The following is a 19739-nucleotide window of genomic DNA, read 5'->3' as shown; positions in this document are numbered from 1 at the left end:
ACGCGGCCGCGCCCCGGTAGCAGTGGAAACCACCCGGGTGACCGAGGCCTGGCCATCCAGCGCCATTGCCGACTTGACCGCCACCGGCTATGTCGTCGCCCAGAAAAAAGCGTCCATCGCCTCCAAAGCCACCGGCCGCCTGGAATGGCTGGGGGTGCGCGAGGGCAGCAAGGTCAAGGAAGGCGAGGTGATCGCCCGGCTGGAGAGCGCCGACCTGCAGGCGCAACTTGCCCAGGCGCTGGCCAGCGTCGAGTCGGCCAAGGCCTTGCTAAAACGTGCCGAGGCCGACGCACTGGACGCCAGGCAAAACAGCAAACGCAGCAGCGATTTATTGCAGCGCGGCTTTCTGTCGGGCTCGGCCAACGACAGTGCCATCTCTCGCGACCAGCAGGCCCGCGCGGCGGTTGCCGCCCAGGCGGCGGCAGTACGCCAGGCAGAAGCGGTGGTAGCGCAAGCGCGCGTAGCGTTGTCCAACTCGGTGATCAAGGCGCCGTTTTCAGGGGTGATCCTCACCAAGAACGCCAATGTCGGCGATGTGATTTCGCCATTCAACGCCAGCGCCGATTCCAAAGGCGCGGTAGTGACCATGGCGGACATGAACACGCTGGAAGTGGAAGCCGATGTGTCCGAAGCCAGCCTGTTCAAGGCGAAGATGGACCAGCCCTGCGAAATCCAGCTCGATGCCCTGCCCGACTTGCGCCTGCTGGGCCGGGTGAACAGCATTGTGCCCTCGGTGGATCGCAGCAAGGCCACTGTCACGTTCAAGATCGGCTTTATCGAAAAAGACGCCCGCGTACTGCCGGAAATGAGTGCCAAGGTAAATTTCCTCAGCCGCACCCTGGCAGCAGACGAGCGCAAGCCGCGTCTGGCAGTGAGCCCGAAGGCGGTAGTGAATGGCGCGGTATACGTACTGCGCGACGGGGTGGCGCATCGCACCGCGGTGCAGCTGGGTGGCAAGCTGGGCGACCTGATGGAGGTCAAGTCGGGCCTCAAGCTCGGCGATACGGTAGTGATCGAGCCGGGCCAACTCAAGGACGAGGCCAAGGTCACGGAGAAAAAGGCATGAGCGAGGCCATCCCCGCCGTAGCCCTGCGCCATGTCGGCAAGTCTTACCAGCGTGGCGGCCAACAGATCGAGGTGCTGACCGATATCGACTTCGATATCGCCACCGGCGATTTTCTTGCCTTGATGGGCCCGTCCGGCTCCGGCAAGTCCACCCTACTCAACCTGCTGGCTGGCATCGACAAACCCACTGCCGGCCAGATCATCGTCGCCGGCACCGATATCGCCAGCCTCGATGAAGGCGAGCTGGCCGATTGGCGGGCGCGCCATGTCGGCTTTATCTTCCAGTTCTACAACCTGATGCCGGTGCTGACGGCGCTGGAAAATGTCGAATTGCCGCTGATGCTGACCCGCCTGAACCGGCGCGAACGCCGCGAGCATGCCGAGCTGGCGCTGCAGATGGTGGGCCTGGCCGACCGGATGAGCCATTACCCCAATGAGTTGTCGGGCGGCCAGCAACAACGGGTAGCCATTGCCCGCGCCCTGGTCAGCGACCCGACCCTGATCGTGGCCGACGAACCCACGGGCGATCTGGACCGCAAATCGGCCGGCGAGATTCTCGATCTGCTCGATCGTCTCAATGGCGAGTTGGGCAAGACCATTGTGATGGTGACCCATGATGCGCGAGCTGCCGAGCGCGCCCATGCCATTCGCCATCTGGAAAAAGGCGAGCTATCGGCGCTGGAAATCAACCGGCAGGAAGCGCAGCCGTGACCCTGTTCCTGCTCAAGATGGCGCTGAAAAACGCCTTTCGCCACCGCCTGCGCGCGGCGCTGACCCTGGCGGGCCTGACCATCGCCATTCTTGCCTTTGGCCTCCTTAGCACGGTGGTGTCGGCCTGGTATGCCGGCGCCGATGCGGCATCGGACAAGCGCCTGATCAGCCGCAATGCCATCTCGCTGGTGTTTCCGCTACCGATCAGCTACGCCGACCGCATCCGCAGTGTGGATGGCGTCAGCGGCATTTCCTGGGCCAACTGGTTTGGCGGCGTGTATATCGAGCCGAAAAATTTCTTCCCGCAGTTTGCCGTCGATGTGCCGAGCTATCTGCCGCTCTACCCGGAATTCGTGCTGAACGAGGACCAGCGCGCCGCCTTTATGCGCGATCGGCAAGGCTGCATGGTGGGCCGCAAGCTGGCCGAGCGCTTTGGCTGGAAGGTGGGCGACACCATTCCGATCAAGGGCACCATCTACCCCGGCACCTACCGCTTCACCCTGCGTGCCATTTATACCGGGCGCGACAAGGGCACCGACGAGAGCCAGTTCCTGTTTCACTGGAAACTGCTCAATGAGCGGATCAAGGTGCTCTACCCCCGGCGCGGCGATGCAACCGGCATCTTTGTCGTCGGCATCCGCGATGGCAGCCAGGCCGCCTTGATCAGCGAGCGGGTCGATGCCCAGTTCAAGAATTCGCTGGCCGAAACGCTCACCGAAACCGAAAAAGCCTTCCAGCTGAGCTTTGTGGCGATGACCGACACCATCGTGCTGGCGATCCAGATCGTCAGCTATGTGGTGATCCTGATCATTGCCGCGGTAATGGCCAATACCATGGCGATGTCGGCGCGCGAGCGTACCAGCGAATACGCCACCCTGAAGGCGCTTGGTTTTGGCCCGCCGGTGGTGGGCTGGCTGATCCTGTTCGAATCGGTACTGATGTGCGCCATCGGCGGCGCGCTCGGCATCCTGCTGACCATTCCGGCGGTGGCCGGCATCGGCAAGGCACTCAGTGCATTCTTGCCGGTGTTCAATATCTCGGCGCATACCGTGCTGCAGCAGGCGGCCGGCGCAGTCGTCGTCGGGCTGATCGCCGCAGCGGTGCCGGCATGGCGCTCGATGCAGATCCGTATTGTTGAAGGCTTGAGGGCTGTGGCATGAGCATTCCGCTCAACTATATCTGGCGCAATCTGCTCACCCGCCGCCTGACCACCGCGCTGACCGCTGGCGGCATGGCCCTGGTGGTATTCGTGTTCGCCACCGTGCTGATGATGCGCACCGGACTTGAGCAGACCCTTACCGCCACTGGCCGCGACGACAATGTGGTGGCGATACGCAAGGGCTCGCAAACCGAGGTGCAGAGCGGCGTGTCGCGGCTGGAGGCCGGCATTATCGACAGCGATCCGGCGCTGGCCGTCGATGGCCGTGGCCGGCGCCTGGTCAGCCACGAATCGGTAGTGCTGATTTCGCTGAACAAAAAAGGCAGCGGCAAGCCGGCCAATATCGTCGTGCGCGGCACCGGCGAGCTTGGGCTGGCGCTGCGGCCGCAAGTGCAGCTGGTAGAAGGCCGTGCGCCGCGTGCCGGCACCTCGGAAATCATGGTGGGGCGCGCCATTGCCAATGGCTTTGCCGGCGTGCAGCTGGGCGCATCGCTACGCTTCGCCCGGCGCGACTGGACGGTGGTCGGCATTTTCGATGCCGGCAAAACCGGCTTTAATTCCGAGGTATGGGGCGATGCCGAACAAATGATCCAGGCCTTCCGCCGGCTGGCGTTTTCGGCGGTGATCTTCCAGCTACAGGACAAGCAGCAGTTCGACGCAGTACAAAAGCGCTTGGAGGGCGATCCGCGCATTACCGCCGAATTCAAGCCGGAAACGCGCTTTTATGCCGACCAGAGCCAGGCAATGAGCACCTTTATCGGTGTATTGGGTAGCGTGCTGTCGGTGGTGTTCTCGGTCGGCGCCATTATCGGCGCCATGATCACCATGTATGCCGCCGTCGCCAATCGCACCGGCGAAATCGGCGCACTGCGCGCATTGGGTTTTCGCCGCCGCAGCATCCTGGCCGCCTTCCTCGGTGAGGCCTTGCTATTGAGCCTGGTGGGCGGCGTGTTTGGCCTTCTGGCAGCCAGCGGCATGCAGTTCTTTACCGTATCGACGATGAATTTCCAGACCTTTTCCGAGCTGGCTTTCAGCTTTGCCCTTACCCCGGCCATCATCATCAAATCGCTGATCTTTTCGCTATTCATGGGCTTGTTGGGCGGCTTCTTGCCGGCGGTGCGGGCAGCCCGCCTCAAGATCGTCGACGCCCTGCGCGCGGCTTGATGCTGGCGCTGCGGCGAAAAGGCAAGGCAAGGCAAGGCAAAAACCTGTAGACACAGAGAACAGGGAGGACACAGAGCGCACTGAGAAAGGCCAAATCCTGTCTGGTTTTCTCTGTGTGCTCTGTGTTTACAGGTTTTGGGTTGTTATATGTCTCCCGACGATGCAGCAAGACCCAACAAGCAAAACCTGTAGACACAGAGAACGGGGAGAACACTGAGGACACGGAGAAAGGCCAAATCCAGTCTGGTGTTCTCTGTGTGCTCTGTGTTTACAGGTTTTGGCTTGTTATATGTCTCCCGACGATGCAGCAATACCCAAAAAGCAAAACCTGTAGGCACAGAGAACGGGGAGAACACAGAGGACACGGAGAAAGGCCAAATCCGGTCTGGTTATCTCTATGTGCTCCGTGATCTCGGTGCGCTCTGTGTCCACAGGTTTGAGGGGTGAAATCACACCCGTACTGTATCAATGCGCTATAGCCGTACTACTGTTGGAAGCGTGTAGGCGTTTGAAGGAGTTGGGAGCATGCCGAGTCAGAAAGCCATTGCCGACCACCAGGTCAAGCTGCTGCAGGCCATTGCACCGTTTCGCGGCGAAAAATGCCTGGCGGCGATGGTGCTAGCCCTGACCCGTGAGCTGGACGTAAAGCTGGCGATGATCACGGAAAAACGCCAACCACAGGCGCATGCCCTGGCATTGGCCGATCGCGACAATCTGCAAAAACCGTTCTTTTATGACCATGGCACCACGCCATGCCGCACCGTGCTGGATGGCGAATCCTTGCAGATTCCGTGCAATCTATCCGGCCTTTATCCGATCGATGCGCAACTCGAAGCTTATATCGGCGTGCCCCTAGCCGGCAGCGACGGCAGTGTTCTGGGCTTGCTGGCCGTGATGGACGAGCAGTCAATAAGCGATACCGAAAGTATCTACCGCGTGCTGCAGCCCCTGGCGCCACGGATCGCCGCAGAATTGGAGTGCATTCAAGCCAGAAGACGCCACAGTACGCCGCAGCCTGACAGCGGCGAGCAATGATTCGCTGAGTATCGGCATTCGCTCGGCACCAAATCGACGCCTTGAGTTTTTCGATCTTGTCGCCGGCATTGCCATGGATAGCATTATTCAGCCGTATGAAATCCGCTATGCCGTAAATCGATGTATGCAAACCCGTGGCTTGGCCAAAGGCGTATGCCACAAATTCAAATGGCACAGCATCGACCGGAGCTAGCCAAATCCGCAGGATTCTCGCAGCGCAATAGAGCCACCCGCACTACAAGGATTCGTGTGAGTTACCTCTGGGGACCCGCCCTTCCTGGCTATCGTCAGTTGGATCGAAGAACTGAGACAGCTTCCAGATGATTCCTTTCGTAGGATGAAATTTCGAACAATCCTTGTATGATGGATAGCTTTCTGGCTCAGACACATGAATGTAGTATCTAAGTTGAACTGTGTAGCCATTTACGCTTGCCTGGACGATTAAATGGTCGCCCCCTACATAGTCAGAATTTGGAATATAAGCGAATCCACCCAATGGCTCAGTGCTCGGTACTAAGCGGCCGTGATCGGGCTCCTTTATAACTTTCTGAGTCACTTTATCAATAGGTCCCATTGAGCCATGCCACTGCCCAACATCCATACCCTTGAATTTCTCAAAATAAGCCAACACATCAGATCGCACATCGATAAGCCCACTTGGAAAAATTTTCCCCAAATCAGTACTTTCCAAATCGTGCAAATCATTCCGCATAACAACGCATACGCCTAGCGTATGTCCCGCGGCAGGTCTACTTGAAACCTGCCTCCCGGCTTGCGCCACGAACACTATATATGCACTCTCAGGCATAATCGCCATATTATCTATAACCATCGGAGCCTCTCCTAAATCAAACTCAAAGCCGGTTTTCGCTTGTTCAATTATTCTCTGCATAGCCAGCCAAAAAGCCAACCTCGAGCGAAACATCGACGAGTGTGCGCATGTTCTCATAGCGACTGCCACAAGCGTTATCGCTGCTAGTTTTTGAAGATAGTTCCCCAATGTTCTGAATGAGCGCCCTGCCCACTCCCTCGAGGCACCCGATCAAATAAATGATATTCAGCATCTGAATCGGCAAGGGAAAGCCTGTCGGCGTTTCATTCGAGTTGTGGCTTGAGGGAATCGCATCGTAACCATCGCTACGTTTCACTACGCCGATAATTCTGGTTTCCACATGCCGATGTCTGAGATCGTCGTGGCGACAGGCCCCGACATCGCGCTTGGCGTTGATATTGCCGTTATCGTCGTAAACCAGATCCGCCGCGCCACCTACGCTACAGCCCACCATTTCGGCTGCGCTGGCGGATCAAGTGCCCGGTTCAATCCATCAAAAAGCGCAGCGGCTCCGCCACCATGCCGGGGGTGAATTCGATCACCTCGTACTGGGCCGCGCCTTGCTGTTGGAACGGGTCTTGCGCCAGCACGGCATCCAGCGTTGCCCGATCCAGCCCCTGCGCCAGGATCACCCCGCCGGTACGCGGCACCCGTCGGCCCGAGGCGAGGAAGTAGCCGGCGGCGTATTGGGCCTGCAACCAGCGCACATGGGCGTCGATCAGGCTATCCACGAACTCGAGCGGCTTTACATAGGTGAGAACCACAACAAACATGCCCTGCCCTTTTCTGCTGCGGCCTGTGGCGCTTGGCTAGGCCGGTGATTGTTTCAGTTGTAACCGAGGCCCATGGCCTCGCGCACATCGCGCACGGTTTCGGAAGCCAGCTTTTTCGCCTTTTCGCAGCCGTCCTCGACGATATTGCGCACCAGGGTCGGGTCTTCCAGATAGGGTTGGGCGCGCTCGATGATCGGTGCCTGCTCGGCATTGATGGCGTCGATCACCGGCTGCTTGCATTCCAGGCAACCGATGCCGGCGCTCTTGCAGCCTTGCACCACCCAGTCGCGGGTGTTGTCGTCGGAATAGATCTGGTGGAACTGCCACACCGGACATTTTTCCGGGTCGCCCGCATCGGTGCGGCGAGCACGCGCCGGGTCGGTCATCATGCCGCGCACCTTCTTGCTCACGTTCTCTGGCGTTTCGCGCAGGGCAATGTAATTGCCATAGCTCTTGCTCATCTTGGCTCCATCAAGGCCGGGGAGCTTGCTATTGATGGTGAGGAGCGGCTGCGGCTCGGACAGGATCATCTTGCCCTTGCCCTCGATATAGCCGAACAGGCGCTCGCGATCGCCGTGGCTGAGGTTTTGCGTATCGGCCAGCAGCGCGCGGCAGGCTTCCAGCGCTTCGTCGTCGCCATGTTGCAGATAGCGGGTGCGTAATTCGTCGTACAACTTGCTCTTTTTGCTACCGAGTTTTTTCACTGCCGCCTCGGCCTTGGCCTCAAAACCCGGCTCGCGGCCATACATATGGTTGAAGCGCCGGGCGATTTCGCGGCTTAGTTCGATATGCGGCACCTGATCCTCGCCCACCGGCACCTGGTTGGCACGGTAGATGACGATATCGGCGGTCTGCATCAAGGGGTAGCCGAGAAAGCCATAGGTGCCGAGGTCCTTGTGGCTGAGCTTTTCGATCTGGTCTTTATAGGTCGGCACCCGCTCCAGCCAGGCCAGTGGCGTGTTCATGCCCATCAGCAGGGTCAATTCGGCATGCTCGGGAATCCGGCTCTGGATGAACAGGGTGGACTGTGCCGGGTCGATGCCGGCCGCCAGCCAGTCGATCACCATATCCCAGGTACTTCTGGCGATGATGCTGGGGTCGTCGTAAGCGGTTGTCAGGGCATGCCAGTCGGCCACCATGAACAGGCATTCGACTTCGCTTTGCAAGCGAACCCAGTTTTTCAAAGCGCCATGGTAGTGGCCAAGATGCAAGGCGCCGGTGGGGCGCATGCCGGATAAAACGCGGTCTGGATACATGGGTGGGAAGACAGTGATGATCTCGAAGAAGCGCCGACTACAGCGCTTCATGGCCCTTCATCATAACCGACATTGGCGCCGGCCTGCTGCGCCCTGTATCGCCAAGCCGACAAGCCGGCTAGACTTGCGGGCTGGTCAACGCCTGCCTTGACCCTGTTTGCAACCATGCGGAATCCATCCATGACCCAACGTGTCCTGACCGGCATCACCACCACCGGTACCCCACACCTTGGCAACTACGTCGGCGCCATCCGCCCGGCCATTGCCGCCAGCCGCGAAGCCGGCGTAGACAGCTTCTTCTTCCTGGCCGACTACCACGCCCTGATCAAATGCGATGAGCCGGCGCGCATCGAGCGCTCGCGCATGGCGCTGGCCGCCACCTGGCTGGCCGCCGGCCTCGACACCGAGCGCGTCACCTTCTACCGGCAGAGCGATGTGCCGGAAATCACCGAATTGAACTGGCTGCTGACCTGCGTGACCGCCAAGGGCCTGATGAACCGCGCCCATGCCTACAAGGCTTCGACCGATATCAATGTCGCTGCCGGCGAAGACCCCGATCACGGCGTGACCATGGGCCTGTTCTGCTACCCGGTGCTGATGGCGGCCGATATCCTGATGTTCAATGCCCACCGCGTGCCGGTAGGGCGCGATCAGGTGCAGCATATCGAAATGGCGCGCGATGTGGCGCAGCGCTTCAATCACCTGTTCGGCCGCGAATTCTTTACCCTGCCCGATGCGCAGATCGACGCCGAAATGGCGCTGCTGCCGGGCCTGGATGGCCGCAAGATGAGCAAGAGCTACGACAATGTGGTGCCCCTGTTCGAAGGCGGCAGCAAAGGCTTGAAAGACGCCATCGCCCGCATCGTCACCGACTCGCGCCTGCCGGGAGAGCCGAAAGACCCGGACTCCACCGCGCTGACCACCCTGTTCGAGGCCTTTGCCACGCCCGAGCAAACGGCCGCCTTCCGCGCCGAGCTGGTGGCAGGTTTGGGCTGGGGTGAGGCCAAGCAAAGGCTTTACCAACAAATCGAAGCCGAAATCGGCCCGATGCGCGCGCGCTACGAAGCACTAATGGCCGCGCCGGAACAGCTGGAAGCCCTGATGCAGCAAGGCGCCCAGCGCGCCCGCGCCATCGCTGCCCCTTTCCTGGCCGAGCTACGCGCTGCCGTTGGCCTGCGCCCGTTCCAGCCGCTTGCCGCTGCCAGCAGCGCCGCTACGCAAAAGGCGGCCTTGCCGGTATTCAAGCAATACCGAGAGGCCGATGGCCGCTTCTACTTCAAGCTGACTGCCGCTGATGGCCGCCTGCTTCTGCAAAGCGCAGGTTTCGAGCAAGGCCGCGAGGCCGGGCAATGGGTAGGCCGGCTGAAAGCCGAAGGCGCAGCCGCGCTGGCGCAGGCGCCGGTGAGTCTGGCAGACGGAGTTGCCGCCGAGGAAGTAGGCGCCGCCCTGGCTGCGCTGGCCGAAGCGTGATTCCGTCCCGATCTGACCGCCCCGGCTCCTAAGCGGCCGGGGAAACAGCTTGCTCGATCCGCCCCTTTGTCGCCTGGATGCAGCCACAGGCGCAATCCGTTGCGGGCCTCCGGCCCCCAACGGCACCATCAAATGTATTCGCGCAGTGCCCTGCCCCGGATTACGTTTCACTCCATCCGGGCTAACTGCCCCAACGCATGCGCAGCAATGGCCTTGTTTACCCCCAACTAGCGGAGCCGACATGTTGAAACTGCAAACCCTTAGCGCCGGCCTGATGCTGGCCCTGTGTACATCAGCCAGCGCCCAGGTTTACCAATGCACCAAGAATGGCAGCGTTTCCTTTCAGGAAGCGCCGTGCGAGAAGGACAGCACGGCCAAGACCCTGGCAATACGCAATAGCGGGTCATCGGGTATTTTCACTGCCGGCTTGAAGACTGGCATGTCGATCGACGAGGTGAAAAGCAAGGTAGCGGGCACACAGGCCATCAATTCCGACCGCTTGTTCAATGGCTCGGTCGGAAAATTAGGCATCAACCCGGTGAATATGGCGGGCGGCACCTTCAGTGCCAAATTCTTTTTCCTCGGCGATCGCTTTTTTCAGGTCAATCTATCGAGCGACATGACGCGCAATGCCGAAAACCTGAAACTATTCGACAAGCTCTGCGCCGAATTACGTTCCGTGTATGGGCCGGAAAGCAGCCATAAAGTCGATAACAAGCCCACCATGCTTTCCGCCGATGCCGAATGGTCGACTGCATCGTATTGGGCATTTGTCAGCATCACCCCGGTTACCGCCGATACCTCGCTACTTACCTTGGGTTTGCGGCCGGGCGGGAAATAAAGCCGGCACGTCACAGCGCTGACAGCTTGGTCGCTGGTGTAATGCCAGAGCGGGCCGGATGGCCTGCTCTGGCAGGAGAACAATCAAACAGAATCACGCAGTGCCTTGCGGCTTACAAACCAAATATCAGCGCAATAAATTGCACAAGAGCACGGATAAACGGCAATAAAATAACGCCAAGTAGGCCGGTAATAAAAAGTCCCAGAACAATCAAATTACCCCAGCGTTCATGCTGTGCATACCGAACAGCCAAATGTTCCGGCAGTAGGCTAATTACAATACGACCGCCGGGATACGGCAGGATTGGTATCAACATCAAAATGGCAAAAGCTGCATTCATCAAAATGCCAATCTTTGCCATCTGTGTCATAGGGCTGGAGAAATAGCTTTCTGGAGACAAAGAACCCAGCTTAAACAATGCAGCCCACATAAAAGCAAGCCCAAGATTGGCAACCGGATTGGCCAAGGATATCCATAGCAGTGCTTTTTTCGGATTCTTGAGATACCTGAAATCTACCGGAATGGGTTTTGCCCAACCGATCAGTATCATCGGGACGATGCTGCCAGCCAGTTTTGCGAGCAGTATTACTCCCAAAGGCAACAGGACTGTACCAACGAGATCAATATGCGGCCCGGGATTCAGGGTCAACCGCCCCATTGAACGCGCTGTACGATCACCCAGTTTATCGGCTACGAATGCCTGCGCAGCCTCCGGTATGGTCAACGCAAAAATAACGGGCAGGGCGTAAAGAGTAATTACGTCGATAAACGCTTGCATGGTAGACGAGTCCAGTTCTACTGACTTTGTTATTTGGTTAATCTGGTTCCGGCGTCTTGCGCCAGGCGATAAAAAACAATACGGCGAACAGCAAGTCGCCAATGGCCGTGCCGATAGCCATGGCTGGCAGGCGCCCCGATGCAAACAAGGTCAGCAGCGCCAGACCATAGCCGAGTTTTTCCAGAACCGCCGGCAACATGATGGGCCGCAGCCGCGCCGGTTCGCGCGCGATCAGCACAAAAGCCACCTGCCAGGCAAGTGCGACACCGAGAAAGGCATAGTAAAACTCGGGATGGGTGATGGCAGGCGGGAACAGCTGATTCAGCAGCGGCTCGGCAAAATACAGCGGCAGCAGGGCAAGGATTCCATAGATGGCCGCGATGGCAAACACACGAGGGGCAAACAGCATGACAGGCTCCGGCGCCAACAAAGGCGACATGATGCCGCAAGCCACCGGCCTATGCACCTAGGGAAGCGCTGAAAGGGTCGCGTTTTCAACCGGTATCGGCGGCCATGGAAGCGCTTGGCGGCGTAGCCGGCTTGCCGGCCGAGTACCTGCAGTACAGCAGCGCTAGGGCGCCTTGGCTGAGATCGCTGCAGGTTGTCAGAAGCGCTAGTGGTCGGGCGTTGCCAGCACTTCGACAAGGTCCGCGACCGACCTGACAACGGTGCCAGGCGCCTTGAAGCCGGCATAGACATGCAAGCCTTTGAGGTCTGCGTATCCGTCGACTCGGCCATCGCTACCCAGGTTGACATTGAAGTCGGCCTGAGCCGTGCCGTCGGAAAAGGCGGTGCGTGGCAACCCCCAGAACGGCACATCTACCGTCAGTGGCCATTGCATGCCGGTTGGCGGAATTTCAGCGGCCTTGGCCGGCAATGCTTTCCACTGCCACGGCCAGAAATCTGCCGACATTTGCGTGCTGTAGGCGTAGAGACGGCCTTCGAAACGGGCAACCACATACAGGTTGCCGGCATAGCCATAGCTATCGCCCTCGACACGCATGGGCAGCTCGCCGATGTCGGGTTTGACCGTCACCCGCAATGGTCCCCGCAGGTCGCTAGGCCCAGGGCAAGCTAGCGGCCCGAAATAGCCGGGCGTGAAAAAACCGGGGCATATGACATAGGCAGGCTGAAACGCCGCGCTCACTGTGGCCGCCGATACGGGGAGCGCAAGGAGCGACAAAATACCCGATATGCAGCACATTACCCCGCTTAATGCCATGGCCGGCTCCTGTAGCGATCGTGTGGACGGTGAATTGTTGGCAAGCACTGTCCATGCCATAGCGCAAAGCATCAGAAGGTTACCGCGACCTCAAGCCAGCCCAAACAGCGCCGCATCGCCGGCGCCTTGCCGCACCAGTAGCGGGTCTTCACCGGTCAGATCTATCACCGTGGTCGGCTCGGCACCGCAATGGCCGGCGTCGATCACCAGATCCACCTCATGCTCCAGCCGTTCGCGAATCGACCAGCTATCGGTCATCGGGAAAGCCTCGCCGGGCAGCAGCAAGGTGGACGACAGCAAGGGCTCGCCCAGCTCTTCCAGCAGGGCCAGCGTCGCCGTGTGCTGTGGTACGCGCAAGCCTATGGTGGAGCGCTTGGCATGCATCACCCGGCGTGGCACATCGTGGGTGGCTTGCAGGATCACGGTGAACGCGCCGGGCATGGCGCGCTTGAGAAAGCGGAACTGCCGGTTATCGACCCGCGCATACGTACCCAGCTCGGACAGATCGCGACACACCAGGGTGAAATGATGCTTGTCGTCAACCTGGCGGATGCGGCGGATACGCTCCAGCGCATCCTTGTCACCAAGGTGGCAGCCCAATGCGTAGCAAGAATCGGTGGGATAGGCGATCACGCCGCCAGACTGGATGATCTGTACCGCCTGTTTGATCAGGCGTGGCTGCGGATTCTCGGGGTGGATGGAAAAGTATTGGGACATGGGTTGCGTTCAACAAGCCTGATCGGGTTCGGTTTGGGGGAAGCTGGCCGGGTCCATGTGTGCTGCGGCACTGGCCACGATTGCCTGCAAATGCGGCCAGCGCGTCCATACCGGCAACGGGCCGGCCGGCAGATCAGCCAGTACGCCCGGCTCGCGTGCGCCCTCGCCAGTGGCGTGGTAATCGGTGCCGACCGAGGCCATCAGGCCATGCACTTCGGCCAGGCGCGCAAATCGTTCGGTATCGCTGGGGTGATGGCTGCCCGACACCACTTCGATGGCCTCGCCGCCTGCTGCCTTGAATTCCTCGATCAGCTCATTCAGCGTTGGTCGGCCAAAATCGTAGCGCCCCGGGTGGGCAATCACCGCCACCCCGCCGGCGGCCTTGATCCAGCCCACGGCATCGGCGAGGCTGGCCCATTCATGCGCCACATAGCCCGGTTTGCCCTTGGCCAGAAAGCGCTTGAACACCGCCTTCATATCGCGCGCGATGCCGCGTTCGATCAGATGGCGGGCGAAATGGGCGCGGCCGATCATCTCCGGGTTGTCGGCAAACTTGCGGGCGCCTTCCAGCATATCGGGGATACCGACCTTGGCCAGCTCGGCTGCCATGCGTACTGCCCGTTCATCGCGGCCGGCACGCACGCCAGCCAGACCCGCCAGCAACACCGGGTTGGCCGGATCAATGCCCAAGCCGACGATATGGATGGTATGGCGGCGCCAGCTGACCGAGACTTCCACCCCCGGCAGAAACGCCATGCCCTGCCGCGCCGCTTCGGCCGCGGCATCGGCCAGGCCACGGATATCGTCGTGATCGGTCAGGGCAAACAGGCGGCACCCACGGCCGGCAGCCCGCGCCACCACCTCGCCGGGCGGCAGCATGCCATCGGAGATGGTCGAATGGGCGTGGAGATCAACAGGCAGCATGGCGTTTCCTTGGCAAGCCACCATCTTACCAAAGCCTGCCGCCGCGCCCGTGGCTGTGTTGCTGCGCGGCGCCATATTGCTGGGCTCGAAAACACCGATCGCCACTGTACCGGCAAGCACACCATGCCAGTTGCCGGACAAATCTGCCCGGCTGTCTGTGCGCGCCTGGTGTCGCTGCGGTTAAGCTCGCGCTTTTCGTCGCTCGCCCTGCGCCATGGCCGACCTCGCTCCCCTCTCGTTTGATATTGCCCTGCGTGGCTTTGGCCTCGGTGCCAGCCTGATCATCGCCATTGGTGCGCAAAATGCCTTTGTGCTGCGCCAAGGCTTGCAAGGCGCCGCGCCACTGCTAACCGCCCTGGTGTGCGCGCTATGCGATGCAGTGCTGATCAGCGCCGGCCTGCTGGGCGCTGGCGCGCTGATCAACGCGCATCCGGGCCTGGCGCGCTGGGCGGCCATTTTTGGCGCGCTGTTTCTGGCCGCCTATGGCTTGCGATCTTTCAAAGCGGCGCTGCACCCGGGCGCAATAGACGCCGCCAGCGGCGGCGGCGTTACGGATTGGCGCAAGGTGGTGCTGACTACGTTGGGCTTCAGCCTGCTCAATCCGCACGTCTACCTCGATACCGTGGTGCTGCTGGGCAGCATTGGCGCGCAGTTTCCGGCGGCGCAGCGTTTTTCGTTTGGTCTTGGCGCGGTCTGCGCCTCCTTTGTGTGGTTTTTCGCGCTGGCCTTGGGCGCACGCAAGCTGGCGCCGCTGTTTTCGCGCCCCGTGTCCTGGCGCGTGCTCGATGTGTTGATCGGCCTCACCATGTGGGCACTGGCGGGCTCGCTTGTCGCATCATTGCTTCATTGAGCAGGCATTTTTGCAGCTTTGTCGCACGCTTGCCGCGCCGCTGGGCAAAGTTCTCTTATAGTGCGCGCTTCGCCCGCCTGACCCTTGGAGTGCCCATGTCGAAACTGCTTCCTGCCCTGCTGGGCAGCCTGTTCCTGCTGTCCGCCGCGCCCGCCTTTGCCGCAGCTGTGCAGAACAACCCCTTGCTGCAAGCCAGCCCCCTGCCCTTTGGCATGCCGCAGTTCGACAAGATCAAGACTGCCGACTTCGCCCCGGCGTTTACCGAGCTACTGGGCCGCCACAGTGCAGCAGTGGCCAAGATCGCCAGTAATGGCGACGCACCAAGCTTTGACAACACCATTGTGGCGATGGAGCGCGCCAATGCCCCCTTGGCGCAGTTGCGGCTGTTGTTCGGCAATCTGGTCACGGCCAATGGCAATGATGAGCTGAACACGCTGCGCAGCGATCTGGCCCCGCTTCTGGCGGCGCATGACGACGAAGTCAACCTGAACAGCCAGCTGTTTGCGCGCATCGATGCGCTGTACCAGCAGCGCGCCAGCCTCAAGCTCGACGCCGAATCGGCGCGTTTGCTGGAGCGCTATCACGACAATTTCGTGCGCGCCGGCGTCAAACTCAGCGATAGCGACAAGGCGCGCATCAAGGCGATCAACGCCGAACTGGCCAAGCTGCAGACCCGCTTTACGTTGAACGTGCAAAAAGACAGTAATGAGTCGGCGATACTGGTCGACGCACGCGTCGAGCTGGCAGGCCTGTCTGATGCGGAGATCGCTGCCGCCGCCGATGCCGCCAAGGAGCACGGCAAGCCGGGCAAGTATCTGGTCGCGCTGATCAATACCACCGGCCAGCCAACGGTAGATGTGCTGGAAAACCGCAAGCTGCGCCAGCGCATCTTCGAAGCCTCGATTAAGCGAGGCAGCCATGGTGGCGAATTCGATAATCGCGAAATTGTCCGCCAGCAGGCCAGCCTGCGTGCCGAACGCGCCAAGCTGCTTGGCTATGCCAACCATGCCGCCTACTCGCTGGCCGACCAGATGGCCAAGACGCCGGAAGCGGCCAACAAGCTGCTGACCGATATCGCCAGCGCCTCCCTGGTACAGGCCAAGCGCGAGGCGGCCGACATCCAGGCGGAAATCGACAAGGCCAAGGGCGGCTTCACCCTGGCGCCGTGGGACTGGGGCTATTACACCGAGAAGGTGCGCAAGGCCCGCTTTGATTACAGCGACACCCAGCTCAAACCCTACTTCGAGCTGGACCGGGTGCTCAAGGATGGGGTGTTTTACGCCGCCACCAAGCTATACGGCATCCGCTTCAAGGAAAGACGCGATCTGCCGGTCTACCAGGCTGATGTGCGGGTATTCGAGGTCATCGATCACACCGGCAAACCGCTGGCGCTATTCCTGCTGGACCCGTTTGCCCGCGACAACAAGCAAGGCGGCGCCTGGATGAATGAATACATCCCGCAGTCCACCTTGCTCGGCACCCGTCCGGTGATCGGCAATCACCTCAATATCGTCAAACCTGCACCGGGGCAGCCGGCCTTGCTGAATACCGACGACGTGGTCACCGCCTTCCATGAATTCGGCCATGCCCTGCACGGCATCTTCTCCAATGTGCGCTATCCGCAGTTCGCCGGCTCCAATGTGCCACGCGACTTTGTCGAATACCCGTCGCAATTCAACGAGATGTGGGCATTTTGGCCCGAGGTGCTGCAGCACTATGCGCGCCACTACAAGAGCGGCGCACCCATGCCCAAAGCCCTGCTGGACAAGGTGATCGGCGTGCGCAAGTTCAATGAAGGCTTCGTGACGACCGAGTATGCCGCGGCCGCCATGCTGGACCAGCGCTGGCATCAGCTGAGCAGCGATGCGGTGCCGGCCGATGTACTGGCGTTCGAATCATCTGCCCTGCAGCAGGCCGGTATGGACTTTGCGCCAGTGCCGCCACGCTATCGCAGCACCTACTTTCTGCATGCCTTCTCCGGCGGCGGCTATGAAGGCGGCTATTACGCGTATTTGTGGAGCGATGTGCTGGCGACCGACAGCAGCGCCTGGTTCCGCGAACACGGCGGGCTGAACCGCAAGAATGGCGACTGGTTCCGCCAGCAAATCCTGTCGGTTGGCGATAGCCGCGACCTGATGGGCGCCTACCGCGCCTTCCGTGGCCGCGAGCCACGCGTAGACCACCTGCTGGAAAAGCGCGGACTAAAGTAGATTGCGGCATGAAGTCAGGGCCACGCTTCGTGGTCCTGACTGCCTGAATTCTCACGAGCGCGAACCCGCCTCCACGCAACGCGGATTGGGCGGGATTGATCCATAAGGAATCAAGGACTTACCACCGACCAAGCCATTTCCCGGAGCCTGCAACCTAAGTTGAAGCTCAATTCGTTCAGTGCATCCTTAGGTGCGTATCGCTGGGCCAAAAATATCCAGCGCCATTACCAAGACATAGGTGGCACCCCAGCAGACAGCCAGCATTGGGAACGCCATACCCACAGCTCTGCGCCAAGTGCAATGGCGTGCCAAATACGAAAAGGCGCCGCCGATGAGCGACCACATGAGCACGGTGAGAAACATCCCCGGCATCGGAGCAAATACAGGCTGCCAGGTGTGACCATTCGTGCCGAGCAAGAACGGATATAGCACGGCAAGCATTCGCGGGAAGAAGACAAATAGCAGTAAGACGTACCCGCCGGACAGAAACGCCACCAATACGAGAAATACCATAGGTGCGATGGCACCCATCGAAACCATCAGTACAAACGCCCGGCAAGCACCTATAGCCGTTCCACCCTTCATACCTAGGTCATCCCTAATCGCCGTCACTGTCGACCGGCCGCTTTACGCCAGTGACACATACATCACCGCCAGTATCTCGATATCCTCATCACCAGCCGGGCCGCGCAGCACCACGGTATCGCCTTCACGCGCCTTGGTCAGGGTACGCGCCAGAGGGGAAATCCAGCTGATATGGCCACGTGCCAGATCGATCTCGTCCACGCCGACAATGCTGATGGTCTGCTCGCAGCCATCGCCGCGCAGTATGGTCACGGTGGCGGAAAAGAATACCTGGTCGGTGGCTTCGCGCAGCTCGGGGTCGACCACCTCGGCGTTTTCCAGGCGTTTGGTGAGAAAGCGGATGCGCCGATCAATCTCGCGCAGGCGTTTCTTGCCATAGATGTAATCGCCATTTTCCGAGCGATCGCCATTGCCTGCCGCCCAGTTGATCATCTGGGTCAGCGCCGGCCGCTCCTTGGTCACCAGCTCATGCAATTCCTGGCGCATGCGGTTCCAGCCACCAGGGGTCATATAGTTCTTGGTCGAATTGGGCAGCTGCAGATGCTCGGGCAGCGCATCGTCGTCGCCGTCGTCGTTTTCTTTAGTAAAGGCTTTGTTCATATTGGATCGATGGACGATTTGGCCGCAATGTTTGAATCCAGACCAGCAACCAGCAAATCAAATATCGATACCTGGGCGCGAAATTCGTCGTCGAACGCCGCTGGATCTGTCACCGCGTACCCACCATAGCCATACACCTGCGAATAGGCCGCGTAGTCCGCTGCTTGTAGGAAATCTCCGCTCATCGCCTTAGCGAGTGCATAGGTAGCGGAAACGGCAGCGTGTTGGCTGCCGTCAATAGATTGGGAGCCAGGATGCTGACTTGCTAATTGTTGGATGGCTTGAACCAATTCATCAAAATCGGCTCGCGCCATACCGCCCGCAAGGAATGATTCAAAGCCGTGAAACGCAACGCGAACCCGTTCGTCTTCGAAGTTGCCGCTAATGCGGCGCACAAACTCCCAACCCAGGCGTAGCCGAAGCATCTCGTTGTTCAGCAAATTCAGCCCAATCTGTTTGGCCCGCCGTTCCAGCTCGATATTCATGTCGATTCGCCCTTAGTCACTTAGCGGCTAGGCGTACGCCCGGTCAGCCCCAGGCCTGCCCATTTCAGTACCGACAGCACTTCCGGCTCCTCCAGCTCGTAATACTGGCCGCGCTTGAGTCGCGATGGCAGGGTCAGTGAGCCGAAACGCACCCGCATCAGCCGCGATACCTGCAGATCGAAATGCTCGAACATGCGGCGCACTTCGCGATTGCGGCCTTCACGCAGGATGACGCGGTACCAGTGGTTCTGCCCTTCGCCACCCTGGTCTTGCAGCACGTCGAAATGCGCTTCACCGTCATCGAGCTGCACGCCGCTCAAGAGCTGCTGCTTTTGCTCATCGGTCAGGCTACCCAGCACCCGCACCGCATATTCGCGCTCCACTTCGAAGCTCGGATGCATCATGCGGTTGGCCAGATCACCCGAGGTGGTGAAGATCAGCAGTCCCGACGTATTGAAGTCGAGCCGCCCCACCGCCACCCAGGCCGACGACTGCACCTTGGGCAAGCGGTCGAATACGGTGGTACGGCCGGCCGGATCATCACGGCTGACCAGCTCACCTTCCTGCTTGTGGTAGATGACGATGCGCGGCAGGCGGTCCGGCCATTTGATGTTGAGCGGCTTGCCATCGAACAACACGCGATCGCCCTGGCGCACCCGTGCACCCGGCTCGGCGCGGGCGCCGTTGATGCTGACACGGCCCTGCGCTACCCATTCATCGCAATCGCGGCGCGAGCCAACGCCGGTCAGCGCCAGCGCTTTCTGGATGCGCAATTCGCCGACAAAGCGGCTGTCCACCCGCTTTTCGCGCAATTGCTGGGCAAACATTTCCTGCTTTTCGCTACCACGGCGCACCACCATCTTCTTGGCGCGCTCCACCGGCAAATCACCCGTCACGATGGTGCGGCCACGTGGCGTGCGCTGCTCGCCCTGCTGGCGGAATTCACCCCCCTGCCCGGCACTGCGCTGGCGTTGCTCGATATTGCCGAAACCGGCGCCGCTGCGCCCGCGGTCGGTGCCACTTTGCGCTTCCGCCCCGCCCTCTGGCCCGTTAGCGCGCGGT

At 60.3% G+C, this 19739-nt stretch carries 22 protein-coding genes; 9 read left to right on the top strand and 13 right to left on the bottom strand.

The annotated features are described in order from the left end of the window. The 5 genes from ACE3OH_RS06840 to ACE3OH_RS06820 form a co-directional block, all read left to right on the top strand. On the top strand, window positions 1-1066 hold a 1066-nt coding region (locus ACE3OH_RS06840; protein ID WP_374349928.1), incomplete at its 5' end, for an efflux RND transporter periplasmic adaptor subunit. Beyond that, on the top strand, window positions 1063-1776 hold the full coding sequence (locus ACE3OH_RS06835; RefSeq protein ID WP_374349925.1) for an ABC transporter ATP-binding protein: 714 nt from the start codon (window positions 1063-1065) through the stop codon (window positions 1774-1776). The genes ACE3OH_RS06840 and ACE3OH_RS06835, both read left to right, overlap by 4 nt. After that, a complete protein-coding gene (locus tag ACE3OH_RS06830) occupies window positions 1773-2936 on the top strand; it encodes an ABC transporter permease (RefSeq protein ID WP_374349924.1) in 1164 nt (387 codons plus the stop codon). Before ACE3OH_RS06835 ends, ACE3OH_RS06830 begins: the two co-directional genes overlap by 4 nt. Continuing rightward, window positions 2933-4099 (top strand): ABC transporter permease, encoded by a 1167-nt coding sequence (locus tag ACE3OH_RS06825; protein ID WP_374349922.1) that lies wholly within the window; start codon window positions 2933-2935, stop codon window positions 4097-4099. Before ACE3OH_RS06830 ends, ACE3OH_RS06825 begins: the two co-directional genes overlap by 4 nt. Before the next feature lie 525 nt (window positions 4100-4624). Further along, window positions 4625-5134 carry a GAF domain-containing protein gene (locus tag ACE3OH_RS06820; protein WP_374349919.1) on the top strand — a complete coding sequence of 170 codons (510 nt, stop codon included), beginning with the start codon at window positions 4625-4627 and terminating at the stop codon, window positions 5132-5134. 235 nt (window positions 5135-5369) lie between these two features. Here ACE3OH_RS06820 and ACE3OH_RS06815 read toward each other — a convergent pair whose 3' ends face one another. Genes ACE3OH_RS06815 through ACE3OH_RS06800 form a run of 4 tightly spaced genes read right to left on the bottom strand, consistent with a single transcriptional unit; the run spans window position 5370 to window position 8046 of the window. Beyond that, window positions 5370-5966 (bottom strand): hypothetical protein, encoded by a 597-nt coding sequence (locus ACE3OH_RS06815; protein WP_374349917.1) that lies wholly within the window; start codon window positions 5964-5966, stop codon window positions 5370-5372. 43 nt (window positions 5967-6009) lie between these two features. Further along, a complete protein-coding gene (locus ACE3OH_RS06810; protein WP_374349915.1) occupies window positions 6010-6420 on the bottom strand; it encodes a hypothetical protein in 411 nt (136 codons plus the stop codon). A 31-nt stretch (window positions 6421-6451) separates the two neighbouring features. After that, complete coding sequence (locus ACE3OH_RS06805; RefSeq protein ID WP_374349912.1) at window positions 6452-6739, bottom strand: YciI family protein; 288 nt, start codon at window positions 6737-6739, stop codon at window positions 6452-6454. 53 nt (window positions 6740-6792) lie between these two features. Next, on the bottom strand, window positions 6793-8046 hold the full coding sequence (locus ACE3OH_RS06800) for a tryptophan--tRNA ligase (protein ID WP_374349909.1): 1254 nt from the start codon (window positions 8044-8046) through the stop codon (window positions 6793-6795). A gap of 129 nt (window positions 8047-8175) precedes the next feature. On the opposite strand from ACE3OH_RS06800, the gene ACE3OH_RS06795 reads away from it, so the two are divergent. Together ACE3OH_RS06795 and ACE3OH_RS06790 are read left to right on the top strand one after the other, a co-directional pair. After that, window positions 8176-9465, top strand: a complete 1290-nt coding sequence (locus tag ACE3OH_RS06795; RefSeq protein ID WP_374349903.1) for a tryptophan--tRNA ligase — start codon at window positions 8176-8178, stop codon at window positions 9463-9465. Between the two features lie 241 nt (window positions 9466-9706). Continuing rightward, entirely contained in the window at window positions 9707-10306 is a 600-nt protein-coding gene (locus ACE3OH_RS06790; RefSeq protein ID WP_374349900.1) for a DUF4124 domain-containing protein, read from the top strand. 112 nt (window positions 10307-10418) lie between these two features. Here the strand turns inward: ACE3OH_RS06790 and ACE3OH_RS06785 are convergent, their stop codons facing one another. From ACE3OH_RS06785 to ACE3OH_RS06765, 5 genes are all read right to left on the bottom strand, one after another. Beyond that, window positions 10419-11084: a site-2 protease family protein gene (locus ACE3OH_RS06785; protein ID WP_374349897.1), complete on the bottom strand. Its 666-nt coding sequence runs from the start codon at window positions 11082-11084 to the stop codon at window positions 10419-10421. 37 nt (window positions 11085-11121) lie between these two features. Further along, window positions 11122-11493: a hypothetical protein gene (locus ACE3OH_RS06780; RefSeq protein WP_374349895.1), complete on the bottom strand. Its 372-nt coding sequence runs from the start codon at window positions 11491-11493 to the stop codon at window positions 11122-11124. A gap of 204 nt (window positions 11494-11697) precedes the next feature. Beyond that, complete coding sequence (locus ACE3OH_RS06775; protein ID WP_374349891.1) at window positions 11698-12120, bottom strand: hypothetical protein; 423 nt, start codon at window positions 12118-12120, stop codon at window positions 11698-11700. Between the two features lie 276 nt (window positions 12121-12396). Beyond that, window positions 12397-13023: an L-threonylcarbamoyladenylate synthase gene (locus tag ACE3OH_RS06770; protein WP_374349889.1), complete on the bottom strand. Its 627-nt coding sequence runs from the start codon at window positions 13021-13023 to the stop codon at window positions 12397-12399. 9 nt (window positions 13024-13032) lie between these two features. Further along, a complete protein-coding gene (locus ACE3OH_RS06765; protein WP_374349886.1) occupies window positions 13033-13947 on the bottom strand; it encodes a 3',5'-nucleoside bisphosphate phosphatase in 915 nt (304 codons plus the stop codon). 214 nt (window positions 13948-14161) lie between these two features. Here ACE3OH_RS06765 and ACE3OH_RS06760 point away from each other — a divergent pair, with 214 nt between their 5' ends. Further along, window positions 14162-14797, top strand: coding sequence for a LysE/ArgO family amino acid transporter (locus ACE3OH_RS06760; protein WP_374349883.1), 636 nt, complete (start codon window positions 14162-14164; stop codon window positions 14795-14797). A 95-nt stretch (window positions 14798-14892) separates the two neighbouring features. Continuing rightward, window positions 14893-17007, top strand: a complete 2115-nt coding sequence (locus tag ACE3OH_RS06755; protein ID WP_374349880.1) for a M3 family metallopeptidase — start codon at window positions 14893-14895, stop codon at window positions 17005-17007. Window positions 17008-17193: 186 nt separating this feature from the next. Here ACE3OH_RS06755 and ACE3OH_RS06750 read toward each other — a convergent pair whose 3' ends face one another. The 4 genes from ACE3OH_RS06750 to ACE3OH_RS06735 form a co-directional block, all read right to left on the bottom strand. After that, window positions 17194-17592: a hypothetical protein gene (locus tag ACE3OH_RS06750; protein ID WP_374349877.1), complete on the bottom strand. Its 399-nt coding sequence runs from the start codon at window positions 17590-17592 to the stop codon at window positions 17194-17196. 42 nt (window positions 17593-17634) lie between these two features. Next, on the bottom strand, window positions 17635-18126 hold the full coding sequence (gene greB, locus ACE3OH_RS06745) for a transcription elongation factor GreB (RefSeq protein ID WP_374349932.1): 492 nt from the start codon (window positions 18124-18126) through the stop codon (window positions 17635-17637). 62 nt (window positions 18127-18188) lie between these two features. Then, window positions 18189-18677: a hypothetical protein gene (locus ACE3OH_RS06740; RefSeq protein ID WP_374349875.1), complete on the bottom strand. Its 489-nt coding sequence runs from the start codon at window positions 18675-18677 to the stop codon at window positions 18189-18191. A 20-nt stretch (window positions 18678-18697) separates the two neighbouring features. After that, window positions 18698-19739: pseudouridine synthase (locus ACE3OH_RS06735; protein WP_374349873.1), on the bottom strand; the 1042-nt coding region annotated here is incomplete at its 5' end.

This window comes from Chitinimonas sp. (genome assembly GCF_041904975.1).
Taxonomy (GTDB): domain Bacteria; phylum Pseudomonadota; class Gammaproteobacteria; order Burkholderiales; family Chitinimonadaceae; genus Chitinimonas.
The sequence above is the reverse complement of the archived record's forward strand: the minus strand, read 5'-3'. Positions and strand labels throughout refer to the sequence as shown.

Bases quoted from the DNA above. Each gene is read 5' to 3' on its own strand.
- ACE3OH_RS06835 (WP_374349925.1), top strand. From the start codon at position 1,063: ATGAGCGAGGCCATCCCCGCCGTAGCCCTGCGCCATGTCGGCAAGTCT.
- ACE3OH_RS06825 (WP_374349922.1), top strand. From the start codon at position 2,933: ATGAGCATTCCGCTCAACTATATCTGGCGCAATCTGCTCACCCGCCGC.
- ACE3OH_RS06820 (WP_374349919.1), top strand. From the start codon at position 4,625: ATGCCGAGTCAGAAAGCCATTGCCGACCACCAGGTCAAGCTGCTGCAG.
- ACE3OH_RS06815 (WP_374349917.1), bottom strand. From the start codon at position 5,966: ATGGTTATAGATAATATGGCGATTATGCCTGAGAGTGCATATATAGTG.
- ACE3OH_RS06810 (WP_374349915.1), bottom strand. From the start codon at position 6,420: ATGGTGGGCTGTAGCGTAGGTGGCGCGGCGGATCTGGTTTACGACGAT.
- ACE3OH_RS06805 (WP_374349912.1), bottom strand. From the start codon at position 6,739: ATGTTTGTTGTGGTTCTCACCTATGTAAAGCCGCTCGAGTTCGTGGAT.
- ACE3OH_RS06800 (WP_374349909.1), bottom strand. From the start codon at position 8,046: ATGAAGCGCTGTAGTCGGCGCTTCTTCGAGATCATCACTGTCTTCCCA.
- ACE3OH_RS06795 (WP_374349903.1), top strand. From the start codon at position 8,176: ATGACCCAACGTGTCCTGACCGGCATCACCACCACCGGTACCCCACAC.
- ACE3OH_RS06790 (WP_374349900.1), top strand. From the start codon at position 9,707: ATGTTGAAACTGCAAACCCTTAGCGCCGGCCTGATGCTGGCCCTGTGT.
- ACE3OH_RS06785 (WP_374349897.1), bottom strand. From the start codon at position 11,084: ATGCAAGCGTTTATCGACGTAATTACTCTTTACGCCCTGCCCGTTATT.
- ACE3OH_RS06780 (WP_374349895.1), bottom strand. From the start codon at position 11,493: ATGCTGTTTGCCCCTCGTGTGTTTGCCATCGCGGCCATCTATGGAATC.
- ACE3OH_RS06770 (WP_374349889.1), bottom strand. From the start codon at position 13,023: ATGTCCCAATACTTTTCCATCCACCCCGAGAATCCGCAGCCACGCCTG.
- ACE3OH_RS06765 (WP_374349886.1), bottom strand. From the start codon at position 13,947: ATGCTGCCTGTTGATCTCCACGCCCATTCGACCATCTCCGATGGCATG.
- ACE3OH_RS06760 (WP_374349883.1), top strand. From the start codon at position 14,162: ATGGCCGACCTCGCTCCCCTCTCGTTTGATATTGCCCTGCGTGGCTTT.
- ACE3OH_RS06755 (WP_374349880.1), top strand. From the start codon at position 14,893: ATGTCGAAACTGCTTCCTGCCCTGCTGGGCAGCCTGTTCCTGCTGTCC.
- ACE3OH_RS06750 (WP_374349877.1), bottom strand. From the start codon at position 17,592: ATGAAGGGTGGAACGGCTATAGGTGCTTGCCGGGCGTTTGTACTGATG.
- ACE3OH_RS06740 (WP_374349875.1), bottom strand. From the start codon at position 18,677: ATGAATATCGAGCTGGAACGGCGGGCCAAACAGATTGGGCTGAATTTG.